Below are 18,579 nucleotides of genomic sequence, written 5' to 3'. Positions count from 1 at the left end.
TATGACAGTATACAATATCAATCTTGGAATTGGATGGGCGAGCAGTGGTGTTGAATATGCCCAGGCCTATCGGGCCAAGTTGTTACGAAATATCCAGCAACCAGCTAAGTTTGTTTTTATGGATATGATTTTAGCAGACAATATTCAGCATTTAACCGAAAATATCGGCTTTAAAAATGATGAGATCATTTGGCTCTACACTCATTTTACGGATATTAAAATTGCGCCAACCACTTATACGGTGGATCAAGTCTTGGCAGGCTTTGACGGTCATCCGACTCGAGAGGAAAAAGACGGAAAAGTGAAGCGCTTCTTCTATGAGGACCAGGATAGCTTTTTGACTTGTTATCTTCGGTCCCAAGATAGTCCTTATGTAGAGCGCTGTGAGTATGTTTCAAGAGGAATTTTAGTTCGAAAAGATTATTTCTCCTATACTCGTTACTGTACAGAGTACTTTATTCCTAAAAATAATCAGGCTAACTTGATTGAACGCCGTTTCTACAATGAAGATGGGAGCGTGGCATACAGTATGCAAATGGCGGATGGCCGGGAAATTTACCGTTTTCCAGATCGTTATCTCCTTGGTCGCCAGGAATTGATTCGCTACTTCATGCAAAGCCTCAACTTGACCAAACAAGATATTGTTATCTTGGATCGAGAGACTAATATCGGTCAACCCATCTTTGAAGAAGCTCAAAAAGCTCGACTTGGGGTGGTTGTCCATGCGGAACACTATAGTGTCAATAGTACCGATGAACAATATATTTTGTGGAACAATTATTACGATTACCAATTTACCAATGCAGACAAGGTGGATTTCTTTATCGTGGCTACTGATCGTCAAAAGGAAGTTTTGGCGGCTCAATTTGAAAAGTATACAAATCATTCTCCTGCTATCTATACCATTCCAGTTGGTAGTTTGGCCAGTCTACCACGTACAGACCAGCGCAAACCGTTCTCTATGATTACAGCTTCTCGCCTTGCGACTGAAAAACATATTGACTGGTTAGTTCGAGCTGTCGTGCGAGCCAAAGAAGAGATTCTAGAACTTTCCTTTGACATTTATGGAAAAGGGGGAGAAGAAGGGAAACTTCGTTCCTTGATTGAAGAGTTAGGAGCGGGCGATTATATCCACCTGAAAGGCCATGCGGACTTAGCAGAGATTTATAAGAACTATGAAGTTTACCTCTCGGCCTCTACCAGTGAAGGCTTTGGATTGACCTTGATGGAAGCGATTGGTTCTGGTCTGCCGATTATTGGATTTGATGTGCCATATGGAAACCAGACCTTTGTAAAAGAAGGAGAAAATGGCTATTTGATTCCGAATTTGGCCGACCAAGTCGTGGACCGGATTGCTTCTTCCTTTGCGGATAAGATTATAAACATCTACAAGAATCAGGATATCAAAGCCCTACGTCAAGCATCCTACGCGCGTGCGGAAGACTTTTTGACTAGCCGAGTGGAGGAAGCTTGGTCTCAATTGATAGAAGAGGTGACTCATGTTGAATTTATTTGATAGTTATTCCCGTGAAAGTCAGGATTTGCTCCATTCTCTCCAGGAAGCCGGCTATCAGCAACCGACAGTTGTATTAGAACCTAATGGATTTTTACCAGATGGTGTTGAATCTCCTTTTATCTACTTTTTAGGGAAGCCGTCTTCTAAGAAGCGAGGGCGTTTCTTCAATGAGGTGAAGGTTCCAGATTTCTGGGAAATTTCAGGAGACAACAGTATGGGACGGATCAGTTACTATGGCCAGGAAAAGGCGCGGATTTATTACCATGCGGAGTCTTATAAACGGATTGTCGAACGAGTGGAATGGTTAGATGCCAAAGGGCAACTAGTCTTGGTGGAGCGCTACGATCAGTACGGCCGTCATATTGCGACCACCACTTGTGGGGCTGAAGGCCAGCAACTCGTCACCACTTATTTTGAAGCGGGAGTTGAACGCTTGACAGAGAACCACCAAACAGGGGACTTAATTCTTACCTTGCCTAAGCAAGCTATGCGTATCTTTAAGAGTCGACTAGACTTCTATGTCTTTTATTTGGAATATAGAGGCTTTGATCTTGATCGGGTGATTTACAACACCTTGGCCATGTCCTTTAATGTGAGTCTTCGATTGGGCAATAAGGGATTAGCGGGTCAGGATCTCTTGGTGTGGCAAGAACCGTTGAATGATAGCCTTCCAGGAAACATGCAACTCATTTTAGGCAATGGAGCCGTTCGCACTAAGAAGATTTTGATTCCTCAAACAGATACTTACCATCGGGCCTTGCAGTTAACTCCGCAAGCACAACATGGTTATTTTGGTCCTCTCGGTTATATCTATGATTTTGTAGTCAAAGAGGATATTCGCAAAGACGCTTTTGTATTAACCAATTCAGATCAGATTGAAGCCTTAGCATTTTTGGTCGAACAGGCTCCAGATGTGACCTTCCGAGTTGCTGCTTTGACAGAAATGTCGCCAAGTCTCTTATCAATGGTTCGCTATCCAAACGTTGTCTTATACCAGAATATCAGTCAAGATCGCATCAAGGAAGTCCTTCGAATGTCTAGTATCTATCTGGATATCAATCATTATGGTGAGGTACAAGGTATTGTTCGTAAGGCTTTTGAGCACCAACAAGTGATTCTTGGTTTTGCCCATACTCTCCATGATAGCCGCTATATCGCAAAAGAAAATGTCTTTGATCAAGGAAAAGAAGCAGACCTAGTAGCTCGAGTCAAAGAAATTTACCAGTCAGTAGATAGCTACAAACAGGCTGTAGCCCAGCAAATCGGCCAGTCTAGTGCGATTGAACCAGCCGTTTTCCGTGCGCGTTTCCAAGAAGGGGTAGGTGATAGAAATGCCTGATCAGAAGAAAGATTTATTTTATAAAGAAGTAGAAGGGCGGATGAATGCACTGAAGAGACGTCCCCCTGAAAAAGAAAAAATAACACGCTCAGAAAGAATCAATGTTATCTTTAACGTGGTTATTGGGATCGTCATTTTACTAGGTGTGCTATTTACTCTTTTTAGAGTCTTAGGAGGATCATAAATGGATCTGATATTTGCGGTTGGGATTTTTATCTTGGCTCTTAGTTTGGTTGTTTTAATTACCCTTCAACCTCGCCAACAACAGTCCCTTTCGACCGATGCTACTAGCAATCTAGGCAAGCCTAACTATTGGCGTTCGCATCGAGGGCTTAAACTAGCTACGCTAGTAGTTAGCACCCTCTTTCTCTTATCCTTGTTTATTTATATGTTGCTGGTACAGGCATAGCGATTAGTGAGTCAAAAAAGCCAAGTGGGATGAAAGACCTTTTAAAAGATATTTGCTCTAGTCTATTCTTAGTTTCAGGATGAAACGTTTTTCCAGCCTGATTGTTCTTTCGCATGCCTAGTGAGGGATGCTTGTGTCACAAATCTGATTCACTACCTCAAGGTAGCGCTTTGAACAATCCGTCACAGTGTTAATTTGTGTTTTCAAGTATGGTTTCAAGAGGTCGGACAAAACGTCTGGTCTCTTCTATTTTTTATGACCTCCTCTTCTGTTTTATGTTATACTGATAGCAACCAAATGATTGGAGAGCACGATGAAAAAGATTCCCTTAGCATTTTCAGGTTGTCTGTTAGGATTGGCTGGTGTTGGTAACCTTCTGTCAGATACCTTCCCAGCTCTTGCTCATGTTTTTAGTCTGATGAGCTTGGTCTTATGGTTTTTCTTTTTGGGGCACCATCTGATTCACTGGCAAGAAACGAGGAAGGAACTACAAGAACCGACCCTTCTATCAGGAATGGCGACTTTTCCTATGGCAGGAATGCTCCTATCAACGTATCTCCTACGCCTATTTCCCACATTTGGCTGGCTAGCCCAGACAGTTTGGTGGTCTGCCTTTCTCCTAGATCTTAGCTTGATGCTATATTTTACGAAGACCCATATTTTGCTAGGACCAAGAGCCAAGGCTACTCCTAGCTGGACCGTTCTCTATGTAGGAATTGCAGTGGTTGCATTGACTTATCCTGTTGTAGGTGTGGCTGAGCTGGCCTATCTTACCCTCGGGTTTGGATTTGTTTTGGCTTTTTTTCTTTACCCCCTTATCTATTGTGATATGAAGAAAAATCCTTTACCTAGCCACTTGTTGGGGCAAGAAGGGATCTACTGCGCCCCCTTTTCGCTCCTTTTAGCAGCCCTCGTTCGTGTTGCTGGAGCGAGCTTACCAGTGTGGTTTTTACTCATCATGGTCATACTCTCTCAAGGTTTTTATTTCTTCGTTTTGACGCGTCTGCCCAGAATGTTAAAAGGAGGCTTCCAACCGGCTTTTTCAGCCTTGACCTTTCCGACCGTTATTACAGCTACTTCCTTGAAAATGGTGCAAGGTCTGTTACAAATTCCTCTTTTAAGCCCCCTTGTCTGGCTTGAAACAGTTCTTTGTCTGGTGATTCTTGTGTCTGTTCTACTAGGTTTTGTGGCCAATCTAAAAGAGAAGGAGCAGGTCAATCAATGACTGGATCCTGCCTATGTCGGGAGGAATAGCTAGAAGTTGGAGTCTTTCTCCCAACTTCTTTTTTTACCTCCCTCTCAATTGAATCCTTGGAGTGATTGTGGTAAGATGCAATAAATCATTTGTTATTCCGTTTGAAAGGATATTATGAAATTTTTTAAAAAAAAGTTCTCTTATTTCTATCCAATTTTATTGCTCATATTTTATACTTTTGTTCGTCATCAGTTTAGAGAATTGGCCCAAATCATTAGTAATCAAGTTGGACAAGCAACCAGTTATTTTTGGACTTTACTTTTTCTGGAATGTAGCTATCTCCTTCTAGTATTCTTTCTGGTTAAGAAGCATAGTCAGCGACAAGCTTTCCAATGGGCTAAAAAGAGGCAAGCTCTCCAAGCGATTTATGGAACGATTTTTGCAAGTTGTGCTGTCTACTGGCTGGATTATTTTATGAGTGGCTTTGTCCAGGGACGAGCTGCCATTTATCAAATTTTCCCACGAACCTTAAGTCCCCTAGGGATGCTTTTGCTCCTTGTTTTGGTGATTTTTGTACGTCCGGTAACGGAAGAGTTGATCTTTCGGGGTGCACTGGTTCAAGCTTACTTTAACTCCAGTTCCTTCTATGGTAGGGTCTGGGGACCAGCGGTTATTTATGGAGCTCTCCACCTGTTAGCCCATCCCTTTACTCCAGTCAGTTTTTTGATTTATATCCTTCCATCACTCGTTTTTGGTCTCTTATACGATAAGACGCGTTCTTTGTACTATCCTATTCTTGCTCATATCGGTTTAAACCTGATTTATACCCTACCCGTTCTTCTTGCCACCCTTCAGGGTCTTTCTTCATAAAGACCTGTACAGGAGACTAAGGGGCTCTAAACCAAGGACCAGAAGGTCATTGGTTTTTTTTGAAATTGTGGTATAATAGAATAAATTTAAAAGAGGGAGTGGGAGTTTGAGAAAAAGCTATCGTGTCAAGCGTAAAAAAGATTTTGATGCCATTTTTAAAAATGGTCAAAATTTTGCCAACAGAAAATTTGTCATCTACCGTTTGTCACAAGAGCAACCCCATTTCCGTGTCGGCCTATCTGTCAGTAAGAAACTGGGAAATGCTGTGACACGCAACCGAATCAAGCGTCTGCTTCGGCATGTCTTGATTAAACACCAAGATCGTCTGGTCAGTGATGATTTTGTTGTGATTGCTCGAAAGGGAGTTGAAGAGTTGGACTTCCACCAGGTGGAAAAAAACTTAATCCATGTATTAAAAATAGCGCAAGTCTATCGTCAGGAAGGGAAAATACGTGAAAAAGAAATTAAAAGTAGCTAGCTTACTAGGAGGGGCCCTCCTTTTATTAACAGCCTGTGGAACGTCTGAAGTGACTTCACAATCCACAGGTGCTTGGGAGAAATTCGTTTATTTCTTTGCAGAAGTGATTCGTATTCTCTCGATTGGTGGGAATACTGGAGTGGGGATTATTCTCTTTACCCTCTTAATCCGTACAGTTCTCTTGCCAGTATTTCAATACCAAATGAATTCCTCTCGTAAGATGCAGGAAGTTCAACCCTTAGTAAAAGAAATCCAAGCCAAATATCCTGGAAAAGATCTAGAAAGTCGGACGCGCATGTCGGAGGAAATTCGGGCGCTCTATCAAGAAAAAGGAGTCAAAACGTCTTCAGCCTTCTTGCCTTTATTGATCCAAATGCCCGTCTTGATGGCTTTGTTCCAAGCTTTGAGTCGAGTTGAATTCTTGAAAGTTGGGCATTTCCTTTGGTTGGATATGGGAGCGACAGACCCGACCTTTATCTTGCCCTTCTTAGCAGCTCTCTTCACTTTCTTTAGTACCTGGTTGAGCAATAAGGCCATGCCAGAAAAAAATGGTGGAATGACTGCTATGATGTATGCCATGCCCGTGATGATTTTCTTCTTCGCCATGTATTCAGCGAGTGGGGTAGCTCTTTATTGGGTGGTTTCCAATGCTTACCAAGTTGGACAAACCTATCTCTTGAACAATCCGTTTAAGATTATTGCAGCGCGTGAAGCAGAGCAACAGGCAGTCAAAGATTTAGAAAAACAAAAACGACGTGCATTCAATAAGGCACAGAAAAAGAAAAACTAAGAAGGAGTTTGTCAGATGGTCCAGTTTAGCGGAGTGAATGTTGAAGAAGCCATTCAAAATGGTTTGAATGAATTAGATATCCCTCGTATGAAGGCACATATTACGGTTGTTTCCCGTGAAAAGAAAGGTTTTCTTGGTCTCTTTGGCAAGAAACCTGCAGTCGTAGATATCGAACCAATTGCAGAAACTACGGTTACAAAAGCCAATCAACAAGCAGTCAAAGGGGTTCCAGAGGAGATTAATGCTCAGAACGAACCTGTCAAGAGTGTCAGTGAAGAAACAGTTGATTTGGGTCGCGTTGTAGCTGCGATCAAAAAAGTCGAAGAGAAGGGACAAGAAGTCTCTAAAGAAGTGAAGGAAGAAATTCTGAAACATGAAAAAGCTCCGACGACGATTCTTGAAGAGAAGGGACATGGAGCCATTTTAGATTCCACTCCAGAAGCCCCGGCTCAAACAGAAGCATCTGGATTTTCAGACCTAGGGATTGAAGTGGAAGAGAGTTATGACATCGAACAAGTCGTTGCCGAGGTCAGTAGCTATGTTCAAACGGTCATCGATGAAATGGATGTGGAAGCAAGTATTTCTAGTAGCTACAATCGCCGCACCATCAATATGCAAATTGATACTAATGAACCCGGTCGTGTGATTGGTTACCATGGGAAAGTTCTCAAGGCTCTTCAATTATTGGCTCAAAACTATCTCTACAATCAGTATTCTAAGAATTTCTACATTGCTATCAATGTCAATGACTATGTTGAACACCGTGCAGAAGTCCTTCAAAGTTATGCACAAAAATTGGCAAGTCGTGCTCTAGAAGAAGGTCAAGCACAACATACAGATCCAATGTCTAATAGCGAACGCAAGATTATCCACCGTATCGTATCGAAAATGGATGGAGTGACTAGTTATTCTGAAGGTGAAGAACCAAATCGTTATGTTGTTGTGGATATTGAAGGTTAATTGTCCGTTTGATAGGTAAAGGGGAGAGATGAGGAAAAACTTAGTCTCTCCTTTTTGTTTTTGTGAAAGGAATGTCAGTATGTATGATAAGATTAGAGAGTTTTTGAATTATCAAGGAATCAAATATGTAGCACCGACTAAGGTGGATGAAGATGCTGAGCGAATGTTGGCCTATCGAGCGTTGGGGCAAGAAGCTCGCAAGGAATTCACCCAATTGGTAACCGACTTTCACCAGCTATATCCACAGTTGAGACAAGATCGCACAAGTCAGTGGATGAATCAAGCTCAACTTCTCCGTCCTCATTTTTGGGCCTATCTTCAAGGCGAAGGAAGTATGGCCGATCCGATGTTTGCCTTGCGACTTTATGGGGATTCAAAAGATTTTGGGGTATCCCTTGAAGTAAGTTTTATCGAACGCAAGAAGGATGAGGAGAGTCTACAAAAGCAGAACCGCGTTTTAACTCTTCCGGTTTCTTCGCTAGTCTATTACTTCGCCCAAATAGAAGGTGTCAGTCAACGATTCCAAGGGACAGAAGCCAATCGCCTACGGCTTCTCAAAGGTGTGGAAACTGGCCAGGTCCGAAAGGTCTTGGTAAAAGTCGATGTAAATCTATCGCAAGCGACTAGTCGAGATGCCATTCTTGAGGAATTAAAGAAAGGAATGGCTAGCTTGCTTCCCTACTATGAAGCAACTCGTCAAAGGATAGAAGGAGATGCCCGATAAAAGCGGTATCATTGAACCCGACCCAACAAATTTTTCATAGCTATTGACAAACAGGCTTGAATCAGATAGAATAGTAAAGTATGTTTAGTAACTGATCACATTATAGCCGGCTAAACGAATACAAAATCTATGAGGAGGTATTCATCGTGAAACGTACTTATCAACCAAGTAAACTTCGTCGTGCGCGCAAACATGGTTTCCGTCACCGTATGGCAACTAAAAACGGTCGTCGCGTATTGGCAGCTCGTCGTCGTAAAGGACGCAAAGTTTTGGCTGCGTAATTCAGATAAAAACCTAAAAACCAGTAGAAACTCGAGACTACTGGTTTTTGTTTTGCCAAAAGTGAATTTAGAGGCTCTTTCTGCTATAATAGAAAGAAGAAAAACTCAGAAGAAAAGGAAAATCATGCAGATTTTTGATACCCATACTCACCTCAACGTTGAAGAGTTTGCAGGGAGAGAAGAAGAGGAATTAGAACTAGCAAAAGAGATGGGAGTCATTGCCCATAATATTGTTGGCTTTGACAAACCAACCATCGAACGAGGAATAGCCTTGGCAGACCAGCACCCAGAAGTTTATCTCACCCTTGGTTGGCATCCTACTGAGGCGGGCGATTATAGTCCTGAGGTAGAGGCCTATCTACTGGAACAGCTGAAACATCCCAAAGTCGTTGCCCTAGGAGAAATTGGTCTGGACTACCACTGGATGACAGCACCTAAGGAAGTTCAAGAGAAGGTCTTTCGCCGTCAGATCCAATTGTCTAAGGACTTGGACTTACCTTTTGTAGTGCATACGCGTGATGCGCTAGAAGATACCTATGCCATTATCAAGAGCGAAGGAGTGGGTCCACGCGGTGGGATCATGCATTCCTTCTCAGGAACCTTGGAGGAAGCGAAGGGCTTCATGGATCTGGGAATGATGATCTCTTTTTCTGGCGTGGTGACCTTTAAGAAGGCGACAGACATTCAGGAGGCAGCCAAAGAGTTACCTTTGGACAAAATCTTGGTTGAAACAGATGCACCCTATCTGGCACCAGTTCCTAAGCGGGGCCGTGAAAATAAAACAGCCTATACCCGTTATGTAGTAGACTTTATTGCAGAGCTTCGTGGAATGACTAGTGAAGAAGTAGCTCAAGCCACCTATGACAATGCGAGAAAGGTATTTGCCCTTGACTGAGAAAAGAAAAATACCAGAAGTGATTGTTGTTGAAGGCAAGGACGATACGGCCAATCTGAAACGCTATTATGAGGTGGATACCTATGAGACACGTGGATCAGCTATTAATCAGGATGACCTGGAACGAATTGCCAAACTACAGGAGTTGCGTGGAGTCATTGTCTTTACGGACCCAGACTACAATGGCGAGCGGATTCGTAAGATCATTATGCAAGAAATTCCACAAGCCAAGCATGCCTTTTTAAATCGTGGCGAGGCAGTACCCAAATCCAAAACTAAGGGCCGTTCCTTGGGAGTGGAGCATGCTAGTTTTGAAGACTTAGAAAAGGCCCTATCTGGACTGGTTGGCTCTTATGAAGATGAGTATTTTTTCGATATTACCAAGACAGACTTGTTGCGCCTCGGTCTGTTGATGGGCAGTGATAGTCGTAAACGACGGGAATATCTAGGAGAAGCCTTGCGTATCGGATACTGCAATGGCAAGCAGTTGCTCAAACGCTTGGAGTTGTTTGGAATTTGTTTGGCGCAAGTCGAAGAGACGATGGCCGGTTATTAAAAAAGAGATAGGGGTGGAAGATGGGATTATTCAACCTGTTTACAGATAAGAAAAAAGTGATAGGCTTTTCTTTAGAGAATGTTCACGCAGAACATCAAAAGAATCCACGACATTTTTTGATTCCTAGTCAAGAAGAAATCAACCAATTGAAGCTTGGGGACCAGGTTCGCCTTATCTTTGTGCTAGATACAGTCTTGGAGAATGGGTGTCGAGCAGAGCGTATGTGGGTCGAACTCACTGAAATCCGTGATGGGAAGTTCAAAGGACGTTTAACCAATCAACCCGCTTATATTACCTCCATCCAGCTTGGAGATGAGCTGGATTTTGCACGGGAACATATTGCAAGCCTGATGGTTCCCCCGCTGAATCTTGATACACAAAAAGGGGCGATGATTACCAAGGATTGCTTCCTACGACGTGAGATTAATTGGGCAATTCACGATGTCCCTCATCATCCACAAGATAGTGGTTGGCAATTCTTTACAGGCTTTGAGTCTCAAGAAGATCTGGACGATCCATCTAAGATCACCATCATTAGCCTTGAAGCGGCCTTGGACATGGAACCCTTGTTGGAGACGGTCTTAGACAAGGATGGGGAAGCTTATGTCTACCAAGCGGAGCAGAATGGCTTTGTGGAAGACTGTTAGACTAGCCTCTGGAGAAGAACAAGTGAGATTAAGTTTATTACTCCTCCTAAACTGATTAGAAAAGAGAAGATATGAGAATTGCAGATTATAGTGTGACCAAGGCAGTCCTTGAACGCCATGGCTTCACCTTTAAAAAATCCTTCGGTCAGAATTTCTTGACCGATACCAATATCCTTCAAAAGATTGTGGACACTGCTGAGATTGATAAGCAGGTCAATGTCATCGAAATCGGTCCCGGGATTGGTGCTTTGACAGAGTTTTTGGCAGAAAATGCTGCAGAAGTGATGGCTTTTGAGATTGATGACCGTTTGGTTCCTATCTTAGCGGATACCTTGCGGGATTTTGATAATGTAACAGTCGTCAACCAAGATATCCTCAAGGTAGACCTTAACCAGTACATCGCGGAGTTTAAAAATCCGGACCTTCCGATCAAGGTGGTAGCCAACCTTCCATACTACATCACGACTCCGATTCTTATGCACTTGATCGAGTCTAAAATTCCTTTCCAAGAATTTGTGGTCATGATGCAAAAAGAAGTGGCGGATCGGATTTCGGCCGAGCCAAATACTAAAGCTTATGGATCGTTATCCATTGCAGTCCAATACTATATGACCGCTAAGGTAGCCTTTATTGTGCCGCGAACCGTCTTTGTACCAGCGCCAAACGTCGACTCAGCCATTTTGAAGATGGTCCGTCGTCCAGAGCCAGCTGTGGAAGTTAAGGATGAAGATTTCTTCTTCTCTGTCAGCAAGGCCAGCTTTGTCCACCGTCGCAAGACACTTTGGAACAACTTGACCAGTCGCTTTGGCAAGACCGAAGAAGTGAAGAAAAAACTGGAAGCAGGAATTGAAGCAGCAGGTTTGAACCCATCTGTACGAGGAGAAGCTCTTAGCTTAGAAGACTTCGCACACCTAGCCGATGGTCTTCTAGAAGCAGGAATTAAATAATGGAAAAGACATGGGTGTAAAGTCCATGTCTTTTTGAGTAATAAAAGGAAAGGACGGGATTTGAACCCGCGCGTGAAGAAGATCCACTTGCCGGATTTCGAGTCCGGTGCCGTACCAAGCTGGGCCACCTTTCCAAGATGCGGAGAAAGGGATTTGAACCCTCACGCCCGAAGGGCACATGCGCCTGAAGCATGCGTGTCTGCCGTTCCACCATCTCCGCTTAGTTCTATTATACACTTTTTAAAAGAAATGCCAAGAAAAAATAGCATGTTTCTTTTTATAGAACCTATAGAGGAAATAGAAAAAGGCTGGGAAAATCCAGCCTTTTCTTTCTTTTACTTATTCATAACTCAGTTGAGGATAGAGTTCTTCTTGTTCTGCAGAGGTATCTTTGAGGATAAAGAAGGCCCATAGGAGAGCGAGAATACAGACGACCAATCCAGGAATCCCACCTTCGGGACCAAATTCCCCACCAGTGATTAGGGTTCTGTTAGAGGTAGTGAAGTACATAAGAGAGGATTCACTATCAAAGCCACTGACGTGGAAGCCGTAGACATTGCCCATGATGAAGTTCCAGGCGAAGTGGAAGCCACAAGGTCCCCAGATATTTCCTCTCTTCAAGGCATAGACAGCTGTGAAGAGGCCGAAAATAAAGAGGTGAACGGTTGAGAGCCAGGAAGCTCCGTTGTTGTTCAAGTGGAAGTAGGAGAACATGGTAGAAGAAATGAGGATGGCTAAGTAAGCATTCTTGTGGTAAGAAATAATCGGAATCAACCAACCACGGATATAAATTTCTTCAGCAGCTGTTTGGAAAATATAACCGATGAGCACTAGAATCCAAGACACAAGGAAAGGAAGACTAAACTGGATGCGGTCGAAACGGGCATCTCCTGTAATGAAAAAGACAATCAAGACCGTGGTAATCATAATGGCGCCGACCAAGACACCTTTAGCGAATTCGGAGAGCCCATTTCCTTTGGAAAAGCCCATGGTCCGAACCGGTCGTTTTTCAATGAGTTTCACCCAGAGGAAGAAGGCAATGATGGTGTAGAGGAAGGACAAAAGGTCTAGAATATTCCACCAGTCTGGAATCCAAGTTTGTTTGTTCAAAAAGAAATTCGTTGAAGCTGTACTAATCGGGGACATATATTGGGTAATGTAATACAAAATAAAAGGAGCTAAAAACCAAGGGGTTAAAAACTTCCCTTTTTTTACATTGGAAACGAGTGGGTTACTCTTGGAAAGAAATGAAAAGCTCATAAAGGACCTCCTTATAACTGGCGGGGATCAGGAATCACGTCAGAAATAGACCTTGGTAGAGGATGCTTCCTACTTTGATAGCTGATCTAGCAACTTTGAACGATAGATTGACTAGTCTCATTCACTTCCTTTCTGCAACTCTTTGTACTCACTTCCCACATGAGATAGGTTGCACCTTCTTGTCTTCTTCCTCTATTATAAAACTATCGGAAAGCGTTTACAATATCCTATCTTTATTTTGCTCAAAAATAGTGCTGAAACTAGTTCCTGTTTTTAAATTCCAAGTAAGTAAGCGCTATTTCCTATTTTTTGATATAATAGTAGTATTAACTTTAAAGGAGTGCTAGTTGCAAGGAACGATTGTCAAAGCCTTAGCTGGTTTTTATTATGTGGAGTGTGAGGGAAAAATCTACCAAACCCGTGCTCGAGGAAATTTCCGAAAGAAAGGCCAAACTCCCTATGTTGGGGATCAGGTAGAATTTTCAGCAGAAGAAAACTCGGTAGGTTATATTCTAAAGATTTTACCACGCAAGAATAGCCTAGTACGTCCCCCTATTGTCAATATTGACCAAGCAGTCGTTATCATGTCTGCTAAGGAGCCAGCATTTAATGTTAATTTATTGGATCGTTTTTTAGTTCTCTTAGAGCAAAAACTGATCCACCCAATCGTCTATATCTCAAAAATGGACTTACTAGAAAATTCGGCTGTCATGCTTCCTTTTCAGGAAGTTTATCGCCAAATTGGCTACGATTTTGTCACGGATAAAGATGACTTGTTGCCTTTATTAAAAGGTCAGGTAACCGTCTTTATGGGGCAAACAGGAGTGGGGAAATCGACCCTCTTGAATACCTTGGCTCCGGAGTTGGAGTTGGAAACAGGAGAGATTTCTGACAGTCTCGGACGAGGCCGTCATACGACACGTGCGGTCAGCTTTTATGATCTCAATGGAGGAAAAATTGCGGATACCCCTGGCTTCTCCTCTTTAGATTATGAAGTGGATAATGTGGAAGATCTTAATCATGCTTTTCCAGATATTGCCCAGGTGAGTCAGGATTGTAAGTTCCGGACTTGCACCCATACCCATGAACCATCCTGTGCGGTTAAACCTGCAGTGGAAGAAGGTAGGATTGCTTCTTTCCGCTTTGAAGATTACTTACAGTTTTTGAGTGAGATAGAAAATAGGCGAGAAACCTATAAAAAAGTATCAAAAAAATTACCTAAATGAGGAGACGGATGACATATGAAAACAATGAAATTAGCCCCATCTATTTTGAGTGCAGATTATGCAAATTTTGATAGTGAATTGAAAAAATTAGAAGCATCTGGTGCAGAGTACGCCCATATTGATGTCATGGATGGTCACTTTGTACCTAATATCAGCTTTGGTGCGGGTGTGGTTGCTAGTATGCGTCCGCACAGTAAGATGGTCTTTGATTGCCACTTGATGGTCACTAATCCTGAGCAACATATCGAAGAGTTTGCGCGTGCAGGAGCGGATATCATTAGCATTCACGTAGAAGCGACTCCACATATCCATGGAGCCCTTCAAAAAATTCGATTGGCAGGAGTAAAACCAAGTGTGGTCATCAATCCAGGAACACCTGTTGAAAGTATTCAACACATCTTGAACTTGGTAGACCAAGTACTTGTTATGACTGTCAACCCAGGATTTGGTGGGCAAGCCTTCCTGCCAGAAACCATGGATAAGATTCGTCAATTGGTTCAATTGCGTGAAGAAAAAGGCTTGGATTTTGACATTGAAGTAGATGGAGGAATTGATGATAAGACGATTCACGCTGCGAAAGAAGCAGGAGCAAACGTCTTTGTAGCAGGTTCCTATGTGTTTAATGGAGATGTGAATGAACGAGTTCAAACCCTTCGAGCAGCCATCCAAGACTAAGGTTGCCATTGTAGCTGGAGGCCGAGTGGAAGCCATTCCGCTAGACTTGGATGTTTATGTCGGAGTGGATGCAGGTTGCCTTTTCCTATTAGAGCAAGGATTGGAACTATCTTTAGCAGTTGGAGATTTTGACTCTGTTGATCCAGCAGAATTCCAGAGTATTCAATCTGCGGCTCACGAATTACGGACTTCGGTAGCAGAAAAAAATGATACGGATCTGGAATTGGCGATTAAGGAAGTATTAGCAGGTTGGCCTCAGGCGGATATTCTAATCTTTGGAGCTTTTGGTGGTCGCCTGGATCACCACTTGGCCAGCGTTTTTTTGCCGAGTGATCCAGAAATCGCACCGCATATGTCTATGCTTCACTTGCTGGATAGACAAAACCATCTTTGTTATCGCCCTAGTGGTCGTCATGTCATAGAAGCGATGGAGGGCTTTAATTATATCGGCTTTATGCCAGCAGAAGGAGCACGTATACGGATTGAGGGAGCCAAGTATCCCTTGTCTGAGGACAATTATTTTAAAAAAGCAATCTATGGATCAAATGAATTTATAGATCAGCCGATCGTTGTAACTGTCGATCGGGGCTATCTCATCATTATCTATAGCAAGGACAGGAACTAATATGGAGATTATCCTTATTATGATAGGATTGGGCAATCTAATCCTGCTCTTTCTTCTATACCAACAAGGACTTCATGAGAGTAAGGACTTGCGAGAGTTGTTAGAGGATCACGAGGATCACTTATCGGATCAATTGGATTACCGATTTGAGCAAGAGCGGCAAGCCCAGCAGATCACTGGCCAGCAGATTGAGATGGCCTTGAGTGATCGCCTCTTAGAGTTACGGACAGAGTTGCATCAGCAAAACACAGCTCTTAGAGCGGAGATGGTTGAAAATTTCAGTAAGAACCGAGATAAAACCGATGAGCGGATGCAACAGATTCAGGCTTCCAATGATTTGCGCTTGGAGCAGATGCGTCAGACAGTTGAAGAAAAATTAGAGAAGACTCTTCAAAGTCGCTTGCAGACCTCTTTTGAGACAGTGTCTAAACAATTAGAGTCTGTCAACAAGGGACTGGGCGAAATGCAGACAGTGGCCCGGGATGTGGGAAGTTTGAATAAGGTGCTTTCCAACACCAAGACTCGGGGGATTATGGGAGAGCTTCAATTGGGGCAAATTATTGAAGATATCCTGACACCTACTCAATACGAACGAGAGTTTGTAACAGTTCCCCATTCTAGTGAGCGCGTGGAATACGCGATTAAGATGCCGGGCCAGGTTAAGGGAGAGTATGTCTACCTACCGATTGATTCCAAATTCCCTCTGGAGGATTATTACCGATTAGAAGATGCTTATGAAAGCGGGGATAAGGAGGAAGTAGAGCGCTATCGCAAGGCCCTTTTGGCCAGTGTGAAACGTTTTGCCAAGGATATTCAACAAAAATACTTGTATCCTCCTGTGACGACAAATTTTGGGATCCTCTTTTTACCGACGGAAGGGCTCTATTCAGAAGTCGTCCGCAATCCAGCCTTTTTCGATCTCTTGAGAAGAGAAGAGCAGATTGTCGTGGCAGGTCCAAGTACTCTGTCTGCCTTGTTAAATTCCCTATCAGTTGGATTTAAGACTTTAAATATTCAACAAAGTGCTGATGATATTAGTAAGGTATTAGCTTCGGTCAAAACAGAGTTTCATAAATTTGCGGGGGTACTAGCTAAAACCCAACGACATTTAAAAAATGCATCAGGAAATATTGATGATCTTCTAACCCGAAGAACCAATGCCATAGAGCGGACTCTCCGCCGGATTGAAACCAGAGATTACGAGGGAATGGAGAATCTACTTGATTTAGAAGATGGAGAAGACGATGGTCAAAATTAATCAAATGAAAAAAGATGAACTCTTTGAAGGATTTTATCTTATCAAGTCAGCAGATGTTCGTCAGACCCGTGCAGGAAAGAATTACCTTGCCTTTATATTTCAAGACGATACTGGAACGATTGAAGGAAAATTATGGGATGCGCAGCCCCATAATGTAGATCAATTTCAGGCAGGGCGTGTCGTCCATATGACTGGTCGACGGGAAGTTTACAACAATACTCCCCAGGTGAACCAATTGACCTTGCGTTTGCCTCAAAATGGAGAACCGAAAAATCCAGCAGACTTTAAAGAGAAACCTCCGGTAGATCCGACAGACTTAAAGAACTATCTATCTGAGATGATTTTCAAGATTGAAAATCCGATTTGGCAACGCTTGGTTCGAGCTCTCTATGGTAAATACGATAAAGAATTTTATTCCTATCCGGCTGCGAAGACGAATCACCATGCCTTTGAGGCTGGCTTAGCTTACCATACGGCGACCATGGTTCGTTTGGCAGAAGGGATCGTCCAAGTCTATCCACAGTTGAATAAAAGTCTCCTTTTTGCGGGAATCATGCTTCATGATTTAGCGAAAGTCCTTGAACTATCAGGTCCTGAAAATACCGAATATACAGTTCGAGGGAATCTGATTGGTCATATCGCTCTGATTGATGAAGAGATTACCAAGGTCTTGCAAGAACTCAAAATTGATGATCAAAAAGAAGATGTCATTGTTTTACGCCATGTTATCTTGAGCCATCATGGCCTTTTAGAGTATGGAAGTCCTGTTCGTCCGAAAATTATGGAAGCTGAGATTATTCATATGATTGATAATTTGGATGCTGAGATGATGATGATGACCTCTGCCTTGGCTTTAGTAGGGCCAGGGGAAATGACCAATAAAATCTTTGCCTTGGATAATCGCTCCTTCTATAAACCACATCTCAACGATTCTTTATAAATGAGGAGAGTTGATAAATGTGGACATAGTCCACGACTTATTTCAACTATTAGAATAAAAAACGAAAAACGAATCTTGTTCAATCCGCAATGTTCGTTTTTTTGATACAATATGGTATAATAAAAAGAAAAACTACATGGTGAGAAAATGAAATTAAGAAGAAGTGAGCGGATGGTGGTTATCTCTAACTACTTAATCAACCACCCTTATGAATTAACCAGTTTAAATACCTTTGCGGAGAAATATGAATCTGCAAAATCCTCTATTTCAGAAGATATCGTCATCATCAAACGAGCTTTTGAAGAGATGGAAATTGGGAACATTGATACCATAACTGGTGCAGGTGGGGGAGTCATCTTTACGCCCTCTATCTCAGATGAAGAATCAAAAGAGATTATTCAAAATCTCTGTGATCAACTCTCTGAGAGCAACCGTATTTTACCTGGGGGCTACATCTATCTTTCTGATCTCCTCAGCAACCCGAAAATCTTAAATAATATTGGACGAATTATTGCCAAGGCCTTTCGCGATCAAAAGATTGATGCAGTCATGACGGTAGCTACTAAGGGAGTTCCGTTGGCTAATGCAGTCGCGAATGTTTTGAATGTACCTTTTGTGATTGTCCGTCGTGATTTAAAAATTACAGAAGGATCGACTGTTAGTGTCAACTATGTATCAGGTTCCAGTGGGGATCGGATTGAAAAGATGTTCCTGTCTAAACGGAGTTTGAAGGCTGGAAGCCGCGTTCTTATCGTTGATGATTTCCTAAAAGGGGGTGGCACCATTAGTGGAATGGTCAGTCTTTTAACGGAATTTGATTCTGAGTTGGCAGGTGTAGCTATCTTTGCAGATAATGCTACAGCCCGTAGTAAAGACTTATTTGATCACAAATCCCTGCTCAAAGTAACAAATATTGATGTATCATCCAATAAAATTGATGTTGAAATCGGGAATATCTTCGATAAGACGATTGTCTAGAGTAGGAGTT

Annotated in this window: 22 protein-coding genes and 2 tRNA genes; 21 read left to right on the top strand and 3 right to left on the bottom strand. The window is 42.5% G+C overall.

Going from position 1 to position 18,579, the window contains the following annotated elements; all coding sequences use genetic code 11:
• Position 1: 1 nt before the first annotated feature.
• The 15 genes from gtfA (at position 2) to rsmA (ending at position 11,607) form a co-directional block, all read left to right on the top strand.
• Complete coding sequence (gene gtfA / locus E5S68_RS07170) at positions 2-1,516, top strand: accessory Sec system glycosyltransferase GtfA (RefSeq protein ID WP_135782926.1); 1,515 nt, start codon at positions 2-4, stop codon at positions 1,514-1,516.
• Complete coding sequence (gene gtfB, locus E5S68_RS07165; protein ID WP_135782925.1) at positions 1,500-2,855, top strand: accessory Sec system glycosylation chaperone GtfB; 1,356 nt, start codon at positions 1,500-1,502, stop codon at positions 2,853-2,855. Before gtfA ends, gtfB begins: the two co-directional genes overlap by 17 nt.
• Positions 2,848-3,039 (top strand): accessory Sec system protein Asp4, encoded by a 192-nt coding sequence (gene asp4, locus E5S68_RS07160; RefSeq protein ID WP_135782924.1) that lies wholly within the window; start codon positions 2,848-2,850, stop codon positions 3,037-3,039. Before gtfB ends, asp4 begins: the two co-directional genes overlap by 8 nt.
• Positions 3,040-3,264 carry an accessory Sec system protein Asp5 gene (asp5, locus tag E5S68_RS07155; RefSeq protein ID WP_135782923.1) on the top strand — a complete coding sequence of 75 codons (225 nt, stop codon included), beginning with the start codon at positions 3,040-3,042 and terminating at the stop codon, positions 3,262-3,264.
• Positions 3,265-3,577: 313 nt separating this feature from the next.
• Positions 3,578-4,489: a TDT family transporter gene (locus E5S68_RS07150; protein ID WP_135782922.1), complete on the top strand. Its 912-nt coding sequence runs from the start codon at positions 3,578-3,580 to the stop codon at positions 4,487-4,489.
• Between the two features lie 144 nt (positions 4,490-4,633).
• Positions 4,634-5,329, top strand: a complete 696-nt coding sequence (locus E5S68_RS07145; RefSeq protein ID WP_135782921.1) for a CPBP family intramembrane glutamic endopeptidase — start codon at positions 4,634-4,636, stop codon at positions 5,327-5,329.
• 106 nt (positions 5,330-5,435) lie between these two features.
• A complete protein-coding gene (gene rnpA / locus E5S68_RS07140; RefSeq protein ID WP_135782920.1) occupies positions 5,436-5,807 on the top strand; it encodes a ribonuclease P protein component in 372 nt (123 codons plus the stop codon).
• Positions 5,782-6,597, top strand: a complete 816-nt coding sequence (locus E5S68_RS07135) for a YidC/Oxa1 family membrane protein insertase (protein ID WP_135782919.1) — start codon at positions 5,782-5,784, stop codon at positions 6,595-6,597. Before rnpA ends, E5S68_RS07135 begins: the two co-directional genes overlap by 26 nt.
• Before the next feature lie 15 nt (positions 6,598-6,612).
• On the top strand, positions 6,613-7,557 hold the full coding sequence (jag, locus tag E5S68_RS07130) for an RNA-binding cell elongation regulator Jag/EloR (protein ID WP_135782918.1): 945 nt from the start codon (positions 6,613-6,615) through the stop codon (positions 7,555-7,557).
• Positions 7,558-7,636: 79 nt separating this feature from the next.
• Positions 7,637-8,281 (top strand): ribonuclease P, encoded by a 645-nt coding sequence (locus tag E5S68_RS07125; RefSeq protein WP_135782917.1) that lies wholly within the window; start codon positions 7,637-7,639, stop codon positions 8,279-8,281.
• A 146-nt stretch (positions 8,282-8,427) separates the two neighbouring features.
• Positions 8,428-8,562, top strand: a complete 135-nt coding sequence (rpmH, locus tag E5S68_RS07120) for a 50S ribosomal protein L34 (protein ID WP_003003086.1) — start codon at positions 8,428-8,430, stop codon at positions 8,560-8,562.
• 124 nt (positions 8,563-8,686) lie between these two features.
• Positions 8,687-9,457, top strand: a complete 771-nt coding sequence (locus E5S68_RS07115; RefSeq protein ID WP_135782916.1) for a TatD family hydrolase — start codon at positions 8,687-8,689, stop codon at positions 9,455-9,457.
• Positions 9,429-10,013 carry a ribonuclease M5 gene (rnmV, locus tag E5S68_RS07110; protein ID WP_200773497.1) on the top strand — a complete coding sequence of 195 codons (585 nt, stop codon included), beginning with the start codon at positions 9,429-9,431 and terminating at the stop codon, positions 10,011-10,013. Before E5S68_RS07115 ends, rnmV begins: the two co-directional genes overlap by 29 nt.
• A gap of 20 nt (positions 10,014-10,033) precedes the next feature.
• Positions 10,034-10,660: an immunity protein Imm33 domain-containing protein gene (locus tag E5S68_RS07105; protein ID WP_135782914.1), complete on the top strand. Its 627-nt coding sequence runs from the start codon at positions 10,034-10,036 to the stop codon at positions 10,658-10,660.
• A 71-nt stretch (positions 10,661-10,731) separates the two neighbouring features.
• Positions 10,732-11,607, top strand: a complete 876-nt coding sequence (rsmA, locus tag E5S68_RS07100; RefSeq protein ID WP_135782913.1) for a 16S rRNA (adenine(1518)-N(6)/adenine(1519)-N(6))-dimethyltransferase RsmA — start codon at positions 10,732-10,734, stop codon at positions 11,605-11,607.
• Between the two features lie 45 nt (positions 11,608-11,652).
• On the opposite strand, the gene E5S68_RS07095 is transcribed toward rsmA, so the two are convergent.
• The 3 genes from E5S68_RS07095 to E5S68_RS07085 form a co-directional block, all read right to left on the bottom strand.
• Positions 11,653-11,741, bottom strand: a tRNA-Ser gene (locus tag E5S68_RS07095).
• 4 nt (positions 11,742-11,745) lie between these two features.
• A tRNA-Leu gene (locus E5S68_RS07090) sits at positions 11,746-11,827 on the bottom strand.
• Between the two features lie 119 nt (positions 11,828-11,946).
• A complete protein-coding gene (locus E5S68_RS07085) occupies positions 11,947-12,867 on the bottom strand; it encodes a CPBP family intramembrane glutamic endopeptidase (RefSeq protein ID WP_135782912.1) in 921 nt (306 codons plus the stop codon).
• Between the two features lie 347 nt (positions 12,868-13,214).
• Here E5S68_RS07085 and rsgA point away from each other — a divergent pair, with 347 nt between their 5' ends.
• From rsgA to purR, 6 genes are all read left to right on the top strand, one after another.
• Complete coding sequence (gene rsgA, locus E5S68_RS07080) at positions 13,215-14,093, top strand: ribosome small subunit-dependent GTPase A (RefSeq protein ID WP_135782911.1); 879 nt, start codon at positions 13,215-13,217, stop codon at positions 14,091-14,093.
• 15 nt (positions 14,094-14,108) lie between these two features.
• Positions 14,109-14,768, top strand: coding sequence for a ribulose-phosphate 3-epimerase (rpe, locus tag E5S68_RS07075; RefSeq protein WP_135782910.1), 660 nt, complete (start codon positions 14,109-14,111; stop codon positions 14,766-14,768).
• Complete coding sequence (locus E5S68_RS07070) at positions 14,728-15,393, top strand: thiamine diphosphokinase (RefSeq protein WP_135782909.1); 666 nt, start codon at positions 14,728-14,730, stop codon at positions 15,391-15,393. Before rpe ends, E5S68_RS07070 begins: the two co-directional genes overlap by 41 nt.
• Position 15,394: 1 nt before the next feature.
• Complete coding sequence (locus tag E5S68_RS07065) at positions 15,395-16,651, top strand: DNA recombination protein RmuC (protein WP_135782908.1); 1,257 nt, start codon at positions 15,395-15,397, stop codon at positions 16,649-16,651.
• A complete protein-coding gene (locus E5S68_RS07060; RefSeq protein WP_135782907.1) occupies positions 16,638-17,591 on the top strand; it encodes a 3'-5' exoribonuclease YhaM family protein in 954 nt (317 codons plus the stop codon). Before E5S68_RS07065 ends, E5S68_RS07060 begins: the two co-directional genes overlap by 14 nt.
• A gap of 147 nt (positions 17,592-17,738) precedes the next feature.
• Positions 17,739-18,569, top strand: coding sequence for a pur operon repressor (gene purR, locus E5S68_RS07055; protein WP_135782906.1), 831 nt, complete (start codon positions 17,739-17,741; stop codon positions 18,567-18,569).
• The last annotated feature ends 10 nt before the right edge of the window (positions 18,570-18,579 follow it).

It is taken from the genome of Streptococcus rubneri, assembly GCF_004785935.1.
Taxonomy (GTDB): domain Bacteria; phylum Bacillota; class Bacilli; order Lactobacillales; family Streptococcaceae; genus Streptococcus; species Streptococcus rubneri.
Note: the sequence above shows the minus strand (reverse complement) of the source record. Positions and strands in the feature narration are given on the sequence as shown.